The sequence below is a fragment of the Pseudoalteromonas sp. Ld20 genome, from assembly GCF_045064175.1.
GTDB lineage: Bacteria > Pseudomonadota > Gammaproteobacteria > Enterobacterales > Alteromonadaceae > Pseudoalteromonas > Pseudoalteromonas neustonica.
Window position 1 is genome coordinate 59,041 of record NZ_JBISHB010000039.1, and the last position, 16,337, is coordinate 75,377.

Annotated in this window: 13 protein-coding genes; 3 read left to right on the forward strand and 10 right to left on the reverse strand. The window is 40.4% G+C overall.

What is annotated here, in order from left to right; all coding sequences use genetic code 11:
- Window positions 1-129 precede the first annotated feature (129 nt).
- Complete coding sequence (gene fur, locus ACJJVX_RS14875) at window positions 130-570, forward strand: ferric iron uptake transcriptional regulator (RefSeq protein ID WP_054204663.1); 441 nt, start codon at window positions 130-132, stop codon at window positions 568-570.
- Between the two features lie 72 nt (window positions 571-642).
- On the opposite strand, the gene glnS is transcribed toward fur, so the two are convergent.
- Window positions 643-2,307 carry a glutamine--tRNA ligase gene (gene glnS / locus ACJJVX_RS14880; RefSeq protein WP_342884102.1) on the reverse strand — a complete coding sequence of 555 codons (1,665 nt, stop codon included), beginning with the start codon at window positions 2,305-2,307 and terminating at the stop codon, window positions 643-645.
- A 250-nt stretch (window positions 2,308-2,557) separates the two neighbouring features.
- On the opposite strand from glnS, the gene ACJJVX_RS14885 reads away from it, so the two are divergent.
- On the forward strand, window positions 2,558-3,628 hold the full coding sequence (locus ACJJVX_RS14885) for a DUF3083 family protein (RefSeq protein ID WP_405632128.1): 1,071 nt from the start codon (window positions 2,558-2,560) through the stop codon (window positions 3,626-3,628).
- A gap of 412 nt (window positions 3,629-4,040) precedes the next feature.
- On the opposite strand, the gene ACJJVX_RS14890 is transcribed toward ACJJVX_RS14885, so the two are convergent.
- The 6 genes from ACJJVX_RS14890 to glk form a co-directional block, all read right to left on the reverse strand.
- Window positions 4,041-5,165 (reverse strand): sterol desaturase family protein, encoded by a 1,125-nt coding sequence (locus tag ACJJVX_RS14890; RefSeq protein WP_169327373.1) that lies wholly within the window; start codon window positions 5,163-5,165, stop codon window positions 4,041-4,043.
- Window positions 5,166-5,283: 118 nt separating this feature from the next.
- On the reverse strand, window positions 5,284-6,288 hold the full coding sequence (gap, locus tag ACJJVX_RS14895; RefSeq protein WP_054204667.1) for a type I glyceraldehyde-3-phosphate dehydrogenase: 1,005 nt from the start codon (window positions 6,286-6,288) through the stop codon (window positions 5,284-5,286).
- A 17-nt stretch (window positions 6,289-6,305) separates the two neighbouring features.
- Window positions 6,306-6,926 (reverse strand): bifunctional 4-hydroxy-2-oxoglutarate aldolase/2-dehydro-3-deoxy-phosphogluconate aldolase, encoded by a 621-nt coding sequence (locus ACJJVX_RS14900; RefSeq protein WP_054204668.1) that lies wholly within the window; start codon window positions 6,924-6,926, stop codon window positions 6,306-6,308.
- 32 nt (window positions 6,927-6,958) lie between these two features.
- A complete protein-coding gene (gene edd, locus ACJJVX_RS14905) occupies window positions 6,959-8,809 on the reverse strand; it encodes a phosphogluconate dehydratase (RefSeq protein ID WP_054204669.1) in 1,851 nt (616 codons plus the stop codon).
- Between the two features lie 550 nt (window positions 8,810-9,359).
- Window positions 9,360-10,373, reverse strand: coding sequence for a LacI family DNA-binding transcriptional regulator (locus ACJJVX_RS14910; RefSeq protein ID WP_054204670.1), 1,014 nt, complete (start codon window positions 10,371-10,373; stop codon window positions 9,360-9,362).
- A gap of 35 nt (window positions 10,374-10,408) precedes the next feature.
- Window positions 10,409-11,407 (reverse strand): glucokinase, encoded by a 999-nt coding sequence (glk, locus tag ACJJVX_RS14915; RefSeq protein ID WP_054204671.1) that lies wholly within the window; start codon window positions 11,405-11,407, stop codon window positions 10,409-10,411.
- A gap of 329 nt (window positions 11,408-11,736) precedes the next feature.
- Between glk and ACJJVX_RS14920 the strand changes: the two genes are divergently transcribed.
- Complete coding sequence (locus tag ACJJVX_RS14920) at window positions 11,737-12,756, forward strand: LacI family DNA-binding transcriptional regulator (protein ID WP_054204672.1); 1,020 nt, start codon at window positions 11,737-11,739, stop codon at window positions 12,754-12,756.
- A 556-nt stretch (window positions 12,757-13,312) separates the two neighbouring features.
- Here ACJJVX_RS14920 and serS read toward each other — a convergent pair.
- The 3 genes from serS to ACJJVX_RS14935 are packed head-to-tail and all read right to left on the reverse strand — an operon-like array spanning window position 13,313 to window position 16,337.
- The gene (gene serS / locus ACJJVX_RS14925; protein ID WP_054204673.1) at window positions 13,313-14,611 is read right to left on the reverse strand and encodes a serine--tRNA ligase; all 1,299 of its coding nucleotides are present in this window, start codon (window positions 14,609-14,611) and stop codon (window positions 13,313-13,315) included.
- Between the two features lie 9 nt (window positions 14,612-14,620).
- Window positions 14,621-15,007, reverse strand: a complete 387-nt coding sequence (gene crcB / locus ACJJVX_RS14930) for a fluoride efflux transporter CrcB (RefSeq protein WP_082355595.1) — start codon at window positions 15,005-15,007, stop codon at window positions 14,621-14,623.
- The gene (locus tag ACJJVX_RS14935) at window positions 14,994-16,337 is read right to left on the reverse strand and encodes a replication-associated recombination protein A (RefSeq protein ID WP_405632134.1); all 1,344 of its coding nucleotides are present in this window, start codon (window positions 16,335-16,337) and stop codon (window positions 14,994-14,996) included. The genes crcB and ACJJVX_RS14935 overlap by 14 nt, the downstream gene beginning before the upstream one ends.

The window sequence follows — 16,337 nt, forward strand, 5'->3', positions numbered from 1 at the left end:
TTTTAGGAACGTTTCTTTGAATTGTTCTTTGCACTTCATCGCATAGCGCGTTATCCTATTTATTGCTAATGTGTCGTGCACATCTTTCTAAGATGTCTAGTATAACCAAATAAAATTGAGACAGATTTAATGACTGATCACAACTTGGAATTAAAAAAAGCCGGTTTAAAAGTTACTTTACCGCGTATTAAAATTTTAGAGATTTTACAATCTCCAGATAACCAACACATCAGCGCTGAAGATGTTTACAAAATTCTTTTGGACTTAGGTGAAGAAATTGGTTTAGCGACTGTATACCGCGTACTTAACCAATTTGATGACGCTGGTATTGTTTCACGCCACCATTTTGAAGGCGGAAAGTCAGTATTTGAACTTTCGGGTAGCACACACCACGACCACCTTGTTTGTTTAAAATGCGGTAAAGTAATTGAGTTTGAAGATGAGATGATTGAACGTCGTCAGCTTGAAATATCAGAAGAAAATGGTATCAAGCTGACTAACCATTCTCTTTACCTTTACGGTGAGTGTACAGACACTGCAGCCTGTAAAGCGTTCTCTGATAACCAATAATTTTATCGGTTAAATAAAAAAACCTGCTCATTGGCAGGTTTTTTTATTTCTGATGCTAAATCGCGAGCAGAATTACTTCTGCTCTGTTTTAGTCCACGAATCACGAAGGCCAACGGTTTGGTTAAAAACGATGCTCTTTGATTTTGTATCTCGACTAAAATAACCTGTTCGCTCAAACTGGAACCCTTGTGCAGGTTCTGCATTTGCAAGCGATGGTTCTAATTTTGCATTAGGCAATACAATAAGTGAATCAGGATTTAATGTTGTAGCAAAATCCTCTGCCGCTGCAGGGTTTGGTACATTAAATAAACGATCATACAAACGTACTTCAGCCGTTAATGCTTCACTTGCTGATACCCAATGAATAACACCTTTAACCTTACGGCCATCACTTGGGTTTTTACCAAGTGTTTCAGGGTCATAACTACAGAAAATCGTTGTAACTTCACCATTTTCATTTTTTTCAACACGTTCTGCTTTAATCACATATGCACCGCGTAAACGGACTTCTTTATCAAGCACTAAGCGCTTAAACTTGTTGTTCGCTTCTTCACGGAAATCTTCACGCTCAATATAAATTTCACGTGTGAACGGCACATCGCGGCGTCCCATCTCTTCATTATTAGGATGGTTTGCAACAGATAATGTTTCAACCGTATCCGATGCGTAATTTTCAATAACAACTTTAATTGGATCAAGTACAGCCATTGCACGTGGTGCATTTTCATTAAGATCTTCACGGATACAGGCCTCTAACATGCCCATTTCAACCATGTTTTCTTGTTTAGTTACACCTATACGCGTACAAAACTCTCGGATTGAACCCGCCGTATAACCACGTCGACGAAGACCTGCAATTGTTGGCATACGAGGGTCATCCCAACCTTCAACATGGCCATTGACGACTAAGTCATTAAGCTTACGCTTAGACATAATCGTGTATTCAAGGTTTAATCGAGAGAATTCAATCTGTTGTGGATGACATTCAAGGCTAATATTGTCTAAAACCCAGTCATACAAACGACGATTATCTTGGAACTCAAGCGTACATAACGAATGTGTAATACCTTCTAACGCATCAGAAATACAATGCGTAAAGTCGTACATTGGATAAATACACCACTTATCCGCTGTTTGGTGATGATGTGCAAAACGAACACGATAAATAATCGGATCACGCAAAACCATGAACGAGCTGGCCATGTCAATTTTGGCACGCAGTACACACTCACCTTCTTTAAATTCACCTGCACGCATTTTTTCAAATAACGCAAGATTCTCTTGTGGTGATGTATCGCGTGTTGGGCTATTTTTACCTGGCTCCTTTAACGTTCCGCGATATTCGCGTGCTTGCTCTGGTGATAAAAAGCAAACATACGCTAAGCCTTTCTCAATCAACTCAACCGCATACCCGTACAATGCGTCAAAGTAATTTGATGAGTAATTAATTTCACCATCCCAGGTAAACCCTAACCACTTTACGTCTTCTTGAATAGAATGTACGTAGTTAATGTCTTCTTTTTCTGGATTAGTATCATCAAAACGTAAGTTACATTTACCGCTGTAATCTTGCGCTATACCAAAATTTAAACAAATTGACTTAGCATGACCAATGTGTAAAAAACCATTTGGCTCCGGTGGAAAACGTGTATGCGTAGATGCGTGTTTTCCTGATGCTAAATCGTCATTAATTCGGGTTCTAATAAAATTACTTGGGCGATTCTCTATTTCCGCCATAGGAGTATAATCCTCTGAATATTGCGTGGTGACAAAACTACTGCATTATTACAAAAACAAACCTTAACATACAGCAATAAGTAGGCGTGTTTACTACATATTGTGGCGTTAATAAGAAATACAAGGTTCTAAAGGCACCCTGTGCATAATTATATCCCTCAATACGATTTTTTTTGTTCCAGCGCAATAAAATAGTCATTCAATTACGCTACTGTAGCGTAATTAAAGCATACTTTATTAGGGAAAATTAATGGCTTCACTTTCACAAAACCGCGTCTATATTCCAACGACTGCAAGGGCTAACCAATATATTCTTGCTGAATTTAAACCAAGTGATAATTTTTATGCGCGCTTTACACATACCGAACAGTGCTATGAACGTTTAACCCGCCAACTATTTGCCTTGTGTGATGAATATGAATTACACAATGTACACTTGATTGCTAATGATAAACTACCCGTCGTCAGGTTTCATGAAGAAGCTTACTATTTACAAACAAAAAAACAAATTTTGTTTTTTTACAACCCCCGCTATCACGAAGCCCATAAATGCTTTAACAATAGCGAAATACCGAGCAAAAAGATTAGGTTTCTATTTTTAGCAACCGGTGATGAACTGCGATCAAATGCAGCTATATTCCACACCAAAGTAAAAAAAGTATTAAATACACTGCAAAATACATTGCTTGAAGGGGAAGCCCAAATCAAAGTGCGCGACCACCAGCATTTAACATACGATTTATTTGCCAAAGCAAAAGGTTCTAAAGAAAGTTACGGTTATAAACTACGAGGCTTGCACCAGCGCTATCAAAGCCGTCACTGCTCGCTGCCAAGCAAACATAACGAAATGACCTACGCAACATTTGCGATACCCATTACCCGCACTATAAAAACTCAATTTCAGCACTTATTAAATAAGCCAACGCTAAATGAATTTTATCAGCAGTTTTATGATGCATTTATTAAAGAATGTACGGCTAAAAATTTAAACCTTGCATCAATGATTGCCAATGGGACCACTCCAATCGTTAGAAACAGTAAAATTGATACTAATGACGGTAACTCAGAACTGCAAAAACTCAGCTTTGCAACAGGTGACGATATTGAACAATACAGCCACTACTGGCAATCAGACAAGTTAGTTGAGACCATGCATTTTGTGATTGTTGCAAGCGAAAATGATGAGCAAGGTATTGGCCATGGTCGTTTTATGAATCATGTCGAAAGTGTTATTCGAGCAATGGTAGAACCCTTAGCAATAAATAAAGAACGCCAAGATATTACCGTACGTTTTTTCCAACACATTAGTTACTTTGAATAATTGTAATAGTCACTCTACATAAAACTAAATACAAAAAGTGCGTGATCCCCGCACTTTTTTAATATGGTTTTAGCTATTGAATTATATGAACCACTTCTAATTTTAAGCTTTACTATACCCAAGCCACCTCAAAATGCGAGTTTCAGTTGGAGTTAAAAGCGATTTAGACAAGGCATTGATTGCAAATAATGGTTGCTCCCTTGTTAAAATCAATAACGCAGTATAAATCGTTTTTAAACCAACCCGTTGGGCGTTTCACAGGGGCTTACTTTCTACGTTGTTACTTCTTAAAAGGGACGACCATTATTGCAAAGTAACGCCTTAATATTAAGCCCCTGTGGAACGCTGAATTTTGCATCTTGAGGTGGCTTGGGTATTTATTTGTTGGTTTAAGGACATCAAAGGGGTACGACTATTTTTGTTTTTTAAATGGAAATAGCTGCTGCTTTAACATGCCATTAGGTACATAATCGCCAACTACTCCATAAGCCTTTGGCCATTCATTTTGCCCCTTAACAGCTGTACCAAACACATAATCTAAAAATGAAAAGTGGGCAGCATAATTGCGGTCAATCGCAGCTTTATCTGAAGCATGATGCCAATGATGAAACTGTGGGGTAACAACTAAATATTTCAACCAGCCAAATTTAACCTGTACATTCGCATGATTAAATACAGCCTGAAAGCCAACTATAATCACATAAAGACTGATCACCTGTTGTGAAAAGCCTAATACAAAAATAGGCGTCAGTACTAAACTGCGCGTTACTAATATCTCTAATATATGCTGACGAGAACCGGCTAGCCAATCCATTTCTTTTGCACTGTGATGAATACCATGAAAACGCCATAAAAAAGGCACTTCGTGATAAGCACGATGCACAAAATACTGCATTAGATCAGCAACTAATATAATTAGTACCACTTGCAATATAAACGGTAATTGATCGATATAATTTTGTAATGTAGTCGAAACAGCCCAGCCAAAGCCATAATGGACAAAGTGATTAGTAACCAATAATACAAAACCAATAATAAGGTGATTTACAAAAAAGTGATTTAAGTCGCCCCGCCATTCACTACGTAATATTTTTTGTTCTTTACGATGCGGAAATAATTTTTCAATAAGAATGAAAATCAAAGTAGAACCAAGTAAATCTAAAATAAACCAATCGAGTCCAATATAGGGCGTGTTATCAGAAAAATTAGTGACTTCTACATTAGGGCCACCAAATGCAATTGCCAAAATAACAAATAACCATGCAGTTGCACCTAAGCGTTTATTTTTATTGCGGATAAAGTTGAGTAGCCCCAAACTCCCAGCTAATAAAAGTGCGCCAAACATTAATTGCCGTAAGAATTCTACGCTGTAGTTTTGTCGCAATTCTGGCGTTGTTAAATATTCAGGGAAATGAAAAGCCAGCACACCTAAGCATGAAAGCATCGCTAAAAAACACGCGATGTAACCACTAATATTACCTTCACCAATTTGCAGGTGATTAGTACGAAAAAGATGGGCTTTTAGAGTATTGATCATCAGTAATTCCTTTTATAACTAACGCAAGAATACCATATTATTTCCCTAATGCCAGATACAAAAAAGCCGCGATATTCGCGGCTTTGTTGGATAAAGCTAAACTATTAAAGAGTACTTATTACAAGTACTGACCTAGCGCTTTAACTTGGTCTAACATGCGGTTTGAGAAACCCCATTCGTTATCATACCAAGCCATAACTTTAACTAATTTGCCATTAGCTTTAGTTTGCGTTGCATCAAAGATAGACGACGCTGGGTTATGGTTAAAGTCGATTGAAACAAGCGGTAGCTCGTTGTATTGTAAAATATCTTTCATTGAACCAACAGAAGCGGCTTTCATTATTTCGTTGATTTCTTCAGTTGTTGTATCGCGCTTAGTAATAAACGTAAAATCAACGACTGATACATTGATTGTTGGTACACGTACTGACATACCGTCAAGTTTACCAGCAAGTTCTGGTAATACTAAACCAACGGCTGCTGCTGCACCTGTTTTAGTCGGGATCATAGATTGTGTTGCACTACGAGCACGGTATAAATCAGGGTGGTACACGTCAGATAAGTTTTGATCATTTGTATAAGCATGAATTGTCGTCATGCTACCTTGCTCGATACCTACTGTATCGTTAATTGCTTTTGCAATTGGCGCTAAACAGTTAGTCGTACACGATGCATTTGAAATGATGTTGCTATCAGCGTTAATTACGTCGCTATTTACACCGTGAACTACCGTTGCGTCTAAGTTAGTACCAGGCGCTGAAACAATTACTTTTTTCGCACCGGCTGTAATATGCTTTGCTGCATCTTCACGCTTAGTGAAAAAACCCGTGCATTCTAAAACGATATCAACGTTTAGTGCTTTCCACGGTAAGTTAGCTGGGTCACGCTCTTGCGTTAAAGTGATAACGTCATCACCAATCAGCATTGTGTTATCTGCAAGCGTAACTTTATGAGAGAATTGGCCATGCACTGAATCATATTGCGTTAAATGTGCATTAACATTAGCGGGTGCCAAATCGTTAATTGCGACAATTTTAATTTCGTTATTTTGTGCAGACTCATACAGTGCACGTAAAACATTGCGACCGATACGGCCATAGCCATTAATTGCTACATTAATCATTTAAAATTCCCCTTTAATTATTTAATTTCACTTGCTTGGCGAGCAAGCGCTTCAATGGCTTGCCAGTCTTTATTTTCAATTAGTTTTTTATCTAGCATCCACGTACCACCCACACAAATTACATTGCTTAGCGCTAAATACTTAGGTGCTGTTGTAAGGCTAATTCCGCCAGTTGGACAAAATGTAACGTGTGGCAATGGACCGCCAATTGATTTGAGCATGGCAGTACCGCCCGCAGCTTCTGCTGGGAAGAACTTTAAAAACTTAAAACCATGGCTTGCTAATTTCATTACTTCACTTGGCGTTGCGGCGCCCGGTAAAAATGGAATGTCTGATTCTTTCGCAAGTGCAAGTAACTCATCATTTACACCAGGGCTCACCATAAAGTCAGCGCCTGCGGCAACTGATGCATCAAAGCTTGCTTTGTCAACCACGGTGCCTGTACCAACATAAGCCTCTGGTACTTCGGCTTTCATAAGCTTTACAGCTTCAGCAGCAATAGGCGTACGTAAAGTAATTTCAAGAGCTTTTAAGCCACCGTTATAAAGTGCACGAGCTAGTGGTGCCGCATCTTCTAATTTTTCGATTACCACTACTGGCACTACGGGTGCCGATGCTAATATTTTTTCTATACTCATTGTTTGATCCTCATACCCAGTCTGGCGAATTATTATTCTATTCCAAAGGCGCTAGCGCCTAAGTCTGCGCTACTTACAATGTTTCTAAATCCGGTGAACAATTCACGACCTGTACCAAATGTTAAGCTTGCTTCACTTAGTTGTAGTTCTCGTTTTTCTAATTCTTCATCGCTTACATGTACTTTTAATATACCCGCTGGTGCATCGAGAGTGATTAAATCGCCTTCGTGAATCTTAGCAATAATGCCTCCTTCAACAGCCTCTGGCGCCAAGTGAATTGCAGCAGGAACTTTACCTGAAGCACCTGACATTCGGCCATCTGTAACAATCGCTACTTTGTAACCTTCATCTTGCAAGGTTGCCATTACCGGCGTTAACTTGTGCAGCTCTGGCATGCCTTTCGCTTTCGGGCCTTGCTCTTTTAGAACAGCAATAAAATCTTGGTTTAACTCACCGCGTGAGTACGCTTCTTGTAAGGCACTTTGTGATGCAAATACTTTTGCCGGCGCGGTTACAACTTGATGCTCTACAGCTACTGCAGATACTTTAATCACCGCTTTACCTAAGTTGCCAGTAAGTAGCTGTAAGCCACCTTGCTTGCTAAAAGGATTATTAACTGGGCGCAATACGTCTTCGTCTAGTGAGTTTTCTGGACACGGTATCCACTTCACTTTACTTGGACCTGTTGCACTACTCATAATTAAGTTGTGATCAGTGTCTAAACGCGGCTCTTGCGTATACGCTTCAAGTCCTTCACCGACAATCGTTTTCACATCATTGTGTAAAAACCCTGCGCTAACAAGTTCTCTCATAAGGAAACCCATGCCGCCCGCTGCTTGGAAATGATTTACATCAGCAGAACCATTTGGATAAATACGCGTTAACAATGGTACAACTTCTGATAAATCAGACATGTCTTTCCATGTCAATTCAACACCCGCTGCTTTTGCAATAGCTACTAAGTGGATCGCGTGATTGGTAGAGCCGCCCGTTGAAAGCAAGCCAACTAGACCATTAATAATGGTCTTTTCAGTCACTACATCTGCTAAACAATTAGCATCTTTGCTTTGAATTAATTGTTTGAGCATGGTTTCTACTGCATTACCGGTTAAACCATCGCGCAGCTCAGTGTATGGGTTGATAAATGAGCTACCTGGAAGGTGCAGGCCCATAATCTCCATTAACATTTGATTACTGTTAGCAGTACCGTAGAACGTACAAGTCCCCGCACTGTGGTATGACGCGCTTTCGGCTTCTAATAGTTCTTCACGGCTAACTAGACCTTGTGCAAATTTTTGGCGAATTCGTGCTTTTTCTTTATTTGGAATACCTGACTGCATCGGCCCTGCAGGCATAAAGTACACTGGTAAATGGCCAAACGATAAAGCGCCAATCAATAAACCGGGGACAATTTTGTCACATACACCTAGGCAAAATACGCCATCAAACACATCGTGAGATAATGAAATCGCGGTAGACATCGCTATTACATCACGTGAAAAAAGCGATAACTCCATGCCATCACGACCTTGAGTTACACCATCACACATAGCTGGTACGCCACCGGCAACTTGTGCCGTTGCATCGTACTTTGTTGCAATGCTTTTAATTAAATCTGGATAATCTTTATATGGAACATGCGCAGACAACATATCATTGTATGAATTGATAATTGCTAAATTTGGCTGTTCATCAGCTTTTAAGCGCGCTTTATCATCGCTACTACATGCAGCAATTACATGGGCTATATTGCCACAACCTAAACCAGAACGGACTCTTGTTTGTTTTTTTGCATGGTTTATACGTGCTATATAGGCTTGGCGAGTAGCTTTACTGCGTTCAATAACGCGTTCGGTGACTTCTTGAATACGAGGATGCAACATAAAAAATTCGACCCATCTCTATGGTTAGAGGATAAAGGCTCAGTGGCAAGGGCATACTCCACGAATGTACTTGCACTGAGCATCTTTGATTTACCCGTTCAAAGGTATAACGTTGTCAGGTTGTCTCTCACAATCAACCTGACACCGGTGTCACTGTATTAACGCATGACTATGACACCGGTGTCAACCTTATCCCTTAAATTTAGTTTAATTATTTAACATGACCAAATAATGACCGTGAAAAATACATATCCAAGCCACCTCAAGATGCAGAACTCGCATCTTGAGGTGGCTTGGATATGTGTATGGATTAATTTTGAACAACAAATGAAATGAAACACATTACTATTATATTAAGTGGCATGTTTGCAGACTAACAGTTCTATCAAAAAGCGAACCGATACCGTATCGCCATATACTACAGAGCAGCAATGAGGGGGGATGTTAACAAAAGATCTATTTAGCCACTTTCAATAAAGTACTTTTTGTGAACTAAATAAAAAAGCGCCCGATCAAGCGTCACTCATGCTCGGGCAACTGTGAAAAGTGGTTATTTAACGTGTGCTGTAGATTCTCGGGTGATCAAACGTGCTTCTAGAGTGATCTGGTATGCATTCTCTTGTGGTTCACCAATATGCTCAATTAATTTAGTCACTGCTTGCTTGGTCATTTCTTCAACAGGCTGCGCTATTGTGGTCAATCCTGGCCATATATGCCGCGCAATGGGGGCGTTATCAAACCCTGCAATCGAAATGTCGTCTGGCACTTTTAATTGACGTTGCGTTGCTAATTTGAGTACCGCTGCGGCCATGTAATCATTAGAAGCAAAGACAGCTGTTGGTCTTGGGGTTGAATCTAAAATGCTACGAGCACTGTCAACGCCTGAGTGATAACTAAAGTTACCTTCTTCAACCAAACGCTCATTAAACGTAATATCATGCGTGCTAAGCGCCCTTAAGTATCCTTTAAAACGTTGCTCTGTCGCACTGTGATCTGGGTGACCTTTAATAAACGCGATTGCCTTATGCCCGAGTTTAATTAAATGTTCAGTGATCTCAAACGCACCTTGCTCATCGTTGCTGCGTACAGAAATTGAATCATCATCAAGCACCGCTGATGCTACCCGTGCATACGGGATATTTTTACTTTTAAGAAAATCAACTAACACTTGAAAATCTGAAAACGGCGGGGTTAACACTAAACCATCAAGTCGCGATGACTGCAGTAACTGCTCTATATTATTTATCAATGCATCACCACGTAAATCACATGGGTGGATCAGTAAATTATAGTTGTTCTCTTTACATGCAGCTAATGCACCGGTTTGTACTCGCGTGATATAGCTTTTACTTGGGTTATCGTAAATACAACCAATTATAAAACTGCGATTTTGTGCCAAGCCACGGGCAATTGGATTTGGTGTGTAATCTAGCTCTTTAAACACTTTAAGAACTTTTTCACGGGTTGCATCACTTACATTTGGCTCATTATTTAAAACACGAGATACCGTTTTTTTAGATACACCAGCATAACTTGCAACACTATTTATTGTAACTTTCTTCATCCAGACTTCCCAATAACATCCCTATTTGCGATGTATTATGATTGCCCATTAGTGTGCAAACAGGCTGCGGCACCAATAAGTGGAATATTATCTTGAGTGACTAATGTCACCGGTATTTGACTCACATACTGTGACATGATGCCTTTAGCTGCAAAACGCTCAACAAAACGACTAGCTAATAAACGGGCTTGCATACGAGGCAAAATACCACCACCGATAAACACACCACCAAGCGCGCCAAATGTTAATGCCAAGTCACCTGCTACACTTCCAACCCAATCGCAAAACTGATCCAGTGTTGCCTCGCACACTGCACACTCTCCAGTAGTTGCAAGTTCACTAATTTGAGCTGCGGTTAAGTTTTTGGCATCCACGCCTTTTACAGCCGCCATTGCTTGATATAAATGACTAATACCAGGGCCTGAAAATACTGTCTCTATCGATACATGCGCTAACTGCTTGCGTAACTCAATGATCAATTGAGTATCTAAGTCATTCACTGATGCAAGCGTAATATGCCCAGCTTCACAACTAAGTACTGCACTACCTTGCCCTGAGCGAACTAAACATGCTGCGCCAAAGCCCGTACCAGGCCCCATTACTGCAATATTCGCATCAGTATCTGCTTGCCCTGGTTTAACTGCAATATTTTGTTGAGGATCTAAATAAGGAGCTGCATAAGCAAAAGCGGCAAAGTCGTTGATCACTTCAAGTTGTGTAAATTCAAATGCTGTTTTAACTTGCTCAACACTAAAGTGCCAACCTAAATTAGTTAAGTGTACTTGGCCTGTTTTGATTGGACCTGCGACAGCTAAACAAGCGCGAATTGGTTTAATATGGCTAACTTGAGATAGGTAATGCGTTAATGCATCTTCTAAAGAGCCAAAGTCCGCACTCGCAAAGGTAATATTATACTCAACAACAAATTGTTTTTTTTGTAGGTTAAAAGCTGTTATTAGAGCAAAACGAGCATTAGTGCCACCAATATCGGCCACTAAGATAGGATCGAATTTTGAACTAGGCTTGGAGTCCATCGTGTTTTTCCTTTGTCTAAGCAGTTTATAGACTTAACGATAATCATGCTTATTGTTGTTATTTCAATGGCCTAGCCATTGCTATGAGATATACTTTGAGCTATCACCTCAAAGTGTTTATCCTTGTATTAAAAAATGCTGCCCAATAAATGGGCAGCCAATACGTTTTGACAACAAAATGATAAAACGCCAACATTATGACACCGGTGTCAGGCTTGAATCAATAAAAATTTTAGATAACTGATAAATAGCTTGAAAAAATCAACAAATAAACGAGAATGGCACGAATTATTTGCAGTTTATTTACTTATAGCAATTAGGTTGTGTGTATGAAAGGTAAAGCTACATCGTTTGATATTGCCCATTATGCGGGGGTTTCACAATCGACAGTGTCTCGCGCACTTCGCAATAGTCCATTAGTAAACGAAGAGACTCGTCGCCGAGTTCATGACATTGCAAAACAGCTCAATTACAAAGTAGATAAAAACGCCAGCAACTTACGCACTCAGCAAAGTAGTACCCTCGCATTATTATTGTTTGAAGACCCAACTGCCGATGGATCTCAAATCAATCCGTTCTTTTTAGCCATGCTAGGCAGTATTACCCGCGCATGCGCAACTGAAGGTTACGACTTACTTGTGTCGTTTCAATCCACCAGCGCTGATTGGCAGGCAGACTATGAAGATAGCCATCGTGCTGATGGCATCATATTATTAGGGTATGGAGATTACATTGACTACCAAGCAAAATTTAGTAGCTTAATTGAGCAAAATACTAAATTCGTGTGTTGGGGAGCAAGTGTTGATAACCGTTCCGATCTGACTGTGAGCTGTGATAACTATGGTGGAGGAGAACTTGCAGCCACCCATTTACTCAAAGCAAGCCGAAAGGACTGTGCATTTATCGGTGATGCATCAGAGCATAGCCCTGAATTCTTTGCTCGCTATCAAGGATTTAAAGATGAATTTAATCGCCATGGTATATCACTAAGCGAGCGTAAAATGGCAAACGCCATATCAACCGAAGAGTCAGGTTATCACGCCACACGCTCACTAATCGCTAACAACATCCACTTTAATTCTCTGTTTGCCGCTAGTGACTTAATCGCCATAGGTGCGATTAGAGCGTTAAAGGAAGCTGGTATAAAGGTACCTGAAGATGTTCATGTTGTCGGTTTTGATAATATAGCGGTTGCAAGTTATGTAAACCCACCACTAACAACGGTACAACAAGATACAACGCTTGCGGGGCAAATGTTAGTTGGTAATTTATTAAAGTTAATTCGTGGCGAAGTGGTTGAAAACACCCTACTCCCACCGTCATTGATTATACGCGGCTCAAGCTTTTAAGTATTAAACGAATCCGCAGAGCACTCTAAATTGTACAATACAGCATATAGATACGTTCGCGGGTTCTAAATCTTCGAGTAGCTATTTGTGTTACTTGGGGTGTAACTGACCCCACCCTTTGCCAACAATGAAATTACCACCGAGTGTTTTACTTACAGTTATAAACCCACTTTATAATAAGGTGCGATCTAAACAGTTAGTGTCACCCTCGAACTCCTGCGATAAATTATCTTGGTAAACTGTAAATGATTACTGGATTCAACTAGATCACTAAAACCAACGAGCAATTTGAAAAAGTAGATACACCCTATTCGAATTTGACATTTCGCCCTAGAAAAGGGTTGCTCTTTAAATCGGACGTTATAACACAAACTACCAAAAATCACGGCTGAGGCCTGTTCTTACGTCATAAATTTATCGCTGAGTTAATATTCAAACTCGCTTGCAACTTTTCTCTTTAATTTTTCAGTTTTAATCTCGAACTAAAAACAAAAAAACCGCGGTTCATTACAAACAGCGGCTTTTTTGAAAAGCTTAAAACTTACAGGTCTAATGCTTATTTAATAACTTCAAGACCATTCATATATGGACGAAGTACTTCTGGCACGACTACTGAACCATCAGCTTGTTGATAGTTTTCTAAAATAGCAACTAGGGTACGTCCTACTGCTAGGCCTGAGCCATTGAGTGTATGCAGTAATTCTGGTTTTTTCTCTCCAGCACGGCGAAAACGTGCTTGCATACGGCGAGCTTGGAAATCAACCATGTTTGAACAAGATGAAATTTCGCGGTATGTATTTTGTGCTGGTAACCATACCTCTAAATCGTACGTCTTTGCTGAGCCAAAGCCCATATCACCCATACATAAAATCACTTTTCGGTACGGCAGCTCTAACGCTTGTAAAATTTGCTCTGCGTGACCTGTTAGATCTTCAAGGGCTTGCATTGAGTCTTCAGGCTTTACAAGTTGTACTAGCTCAACTTTATCAAACTGATGTTGACGAATAAGTCCACGGGTATCGCGGCCATAGCTGCCCGCTTCACTTCTAAAACACGGTGTGTGTGCTGTTAAACGAATTGGTAAATCTTTCTCGTCGTAGATTTCGTCACGTGCACTGTTTGTAAGTGGTACTTCAGCTGTTGGTATTAAACTAAAGCCTTCTTGTTCTTCGCCGTCATCGTTTACAAGACCTTTAGTGTGGAATAGATCTTCAGCAAACTTTGGTAGCTGCCCTGTACCAAATAAACTCTCACGGTTTACTAAATATGGCACGTACATTTCTGTGTAACCATTTTTGTCAGTATGCGTGTCCAACATAAATTGTACCAGTGCACGGTGCATACGGGCTGTTGCGCCACGCATAACAGTAAAGCGTGAACCGGTAATTTTAACACCCATTTCAAAATCTAGACCGTTTAGGTCTTGACCTAAGTCAACGTGATCTTTTACTTCAAAATCATACGCTTTAGGCTGGCCCCACGTTAAGATTTCAACGTTATCTGATTCATCAGCCCCTGCTGGTACTGACTCATCTGGCAAGTTAGGAATTGCTAAAGAAATATCTTTAAGCTGCTCTAATATAACATCTTGCTCAGCTTTAACGCTGTCAAGTTGCGCGCCTAAATCGCTTACTGCATCGAGTAATGGTTGTGCGTCTTCGCCTTTTGCTTTTGCTTGGCCAATTGCTTTGGAACGACTGTTACGCTCACTTTGCAACTCTTGTGTTTTTACTTGTAATGTTTTGCGTTTTTCTTCAAGTGCGCTGACAGTTGCTGTATCAAGCTCATAACCACGTGCTGCAAGGCGCGCCGCTGTTTGTTCGATATCTTGACGTAATAATTTAGAATCTAACATGTTAGTTTTTTAACCTTTTTGCATTACTAGCTGAAGGCCCAGCCAAGCCATAAAAATACACACCACCACATTTAAGGTGATATTGAGGGCCATTTTTAAAAAGTGACCTTGTTGCAGTAGCAACAACGAATCCATTGAGAATGTAGAAAAGGTGGTCAATGCACCTAAAAAACCAATTCCGATTAGGGTTTTGGCGGGGCTAACGGTGATAATTTCGCGCTCTATCAAACCGTATAATACGCCCATTAACAATGAACCAAGAATATTAACCGTCAACGTGCCAAAAGGGAATCCCCTACCGAGCAGTTTTAGCATGGTTTCACTAATAAAAAACCGTAAACAAGCACCACTTGCGCCACCAAGCGCGATCATCATGTATAACTTAAGGCTTGTCATAACGTTTTAAATCGCTTTGTTGGTCACGTTGTTTTAAGTAATCAAGTTTTTGTTTAATTTTTTGCTCTAATCCACGATCGGTTGGAAAGTAATATTGGGTGTCGGCTATTGGCTCTGGTAAGTACTTTTCACCCGCTGCATAAGCACCTTCTTCATTATGTGCATAACGATACTCTGCGCCATAACCTAAGTCTTTCATTAAATTTGTGGGGGCATTACGTAAATGCTCTGGAACAGGGTAACTAGGCTCATTTTGCGCATCCCGCTTTGCTTGCTTAAAAGCGTCGTACACTGCGTTGCTTTTAGGCGCACTGGCTAAATAAATGGTTGCTTGTGCGATAGCGCGCTCCCCCTCACTGGGACCCACTCGTTGAAATATATCCCATGCATTGAGCGCAACTTCCATAGCTCTTGGGTCAGCATTGCCTATGTCTTCGGTAGCAATAGCCAGTAAACGCCTTGCAACATACAGCGGATCACCGCCTCCAGCCAAAATACGGCAATACCAATACAGTGCGCCATCTGGCGAGCTGCCACGCACTGACTTATGAAACGCCGAGATCAAATCGTAAAATTCATCACCGCCTTTGTCATATTTTGCCAAATGCGTTGGTAATACTTGGCTTAATACATGTTCATCAACTAAGTATTGGCCATTTTGTTCGACTGTTAAATCGATTGCTTGTTCAAGTAAATTAAGTACTTTACGGGCATCGCCGTCACTTGCTTGGCATAATGCGCCCTTAGCATTATCAGCAAGAATAATGGTTTTAGTGCTTAACTCGTCGTCGTTTTTTAATGCCCGCTCAATTACTAAATTCAAATCTGCGTCTTGCAGAGATTTAAGTACATACACACGCGCTCGCGATAAAATCGCGTTATTTAGTGCAAACGATGGGTTTTCGGTGGTTGCACCTACAAAAATAAATGTGCCGTCTTCTATATGCGGTAAAAAGGCATCTTGTTGAGATTTATTAAAGCGGTGCACTTCGTCTACAAACAATAAAGTGCGTTGCCCGCGCCCTTCAAGGTTATTTTTAGCTTCGCTCACAGCATCACGAATATCTTTAATACCCGCAGTCACCGCCGACATTTGGATCAGTGCGGCATCAGCATGATTGGCAATAATTTGTGCCAGTGTGGTTTTACCCACCCCAGGCGGACCCCATAAAATTAAGCTGTGACAACGCCCCGCCAATATTGCTTGGTATAAAGGTTTATCGTGGTTTAATAAGTGTTGCTGACCAATATATTGTTCTAAACTAGTCGGGCGCATACGCGCCGCGAGTGGGCGCACATCGGGGGCGAAATTAAAACCTAAATTGCTCAC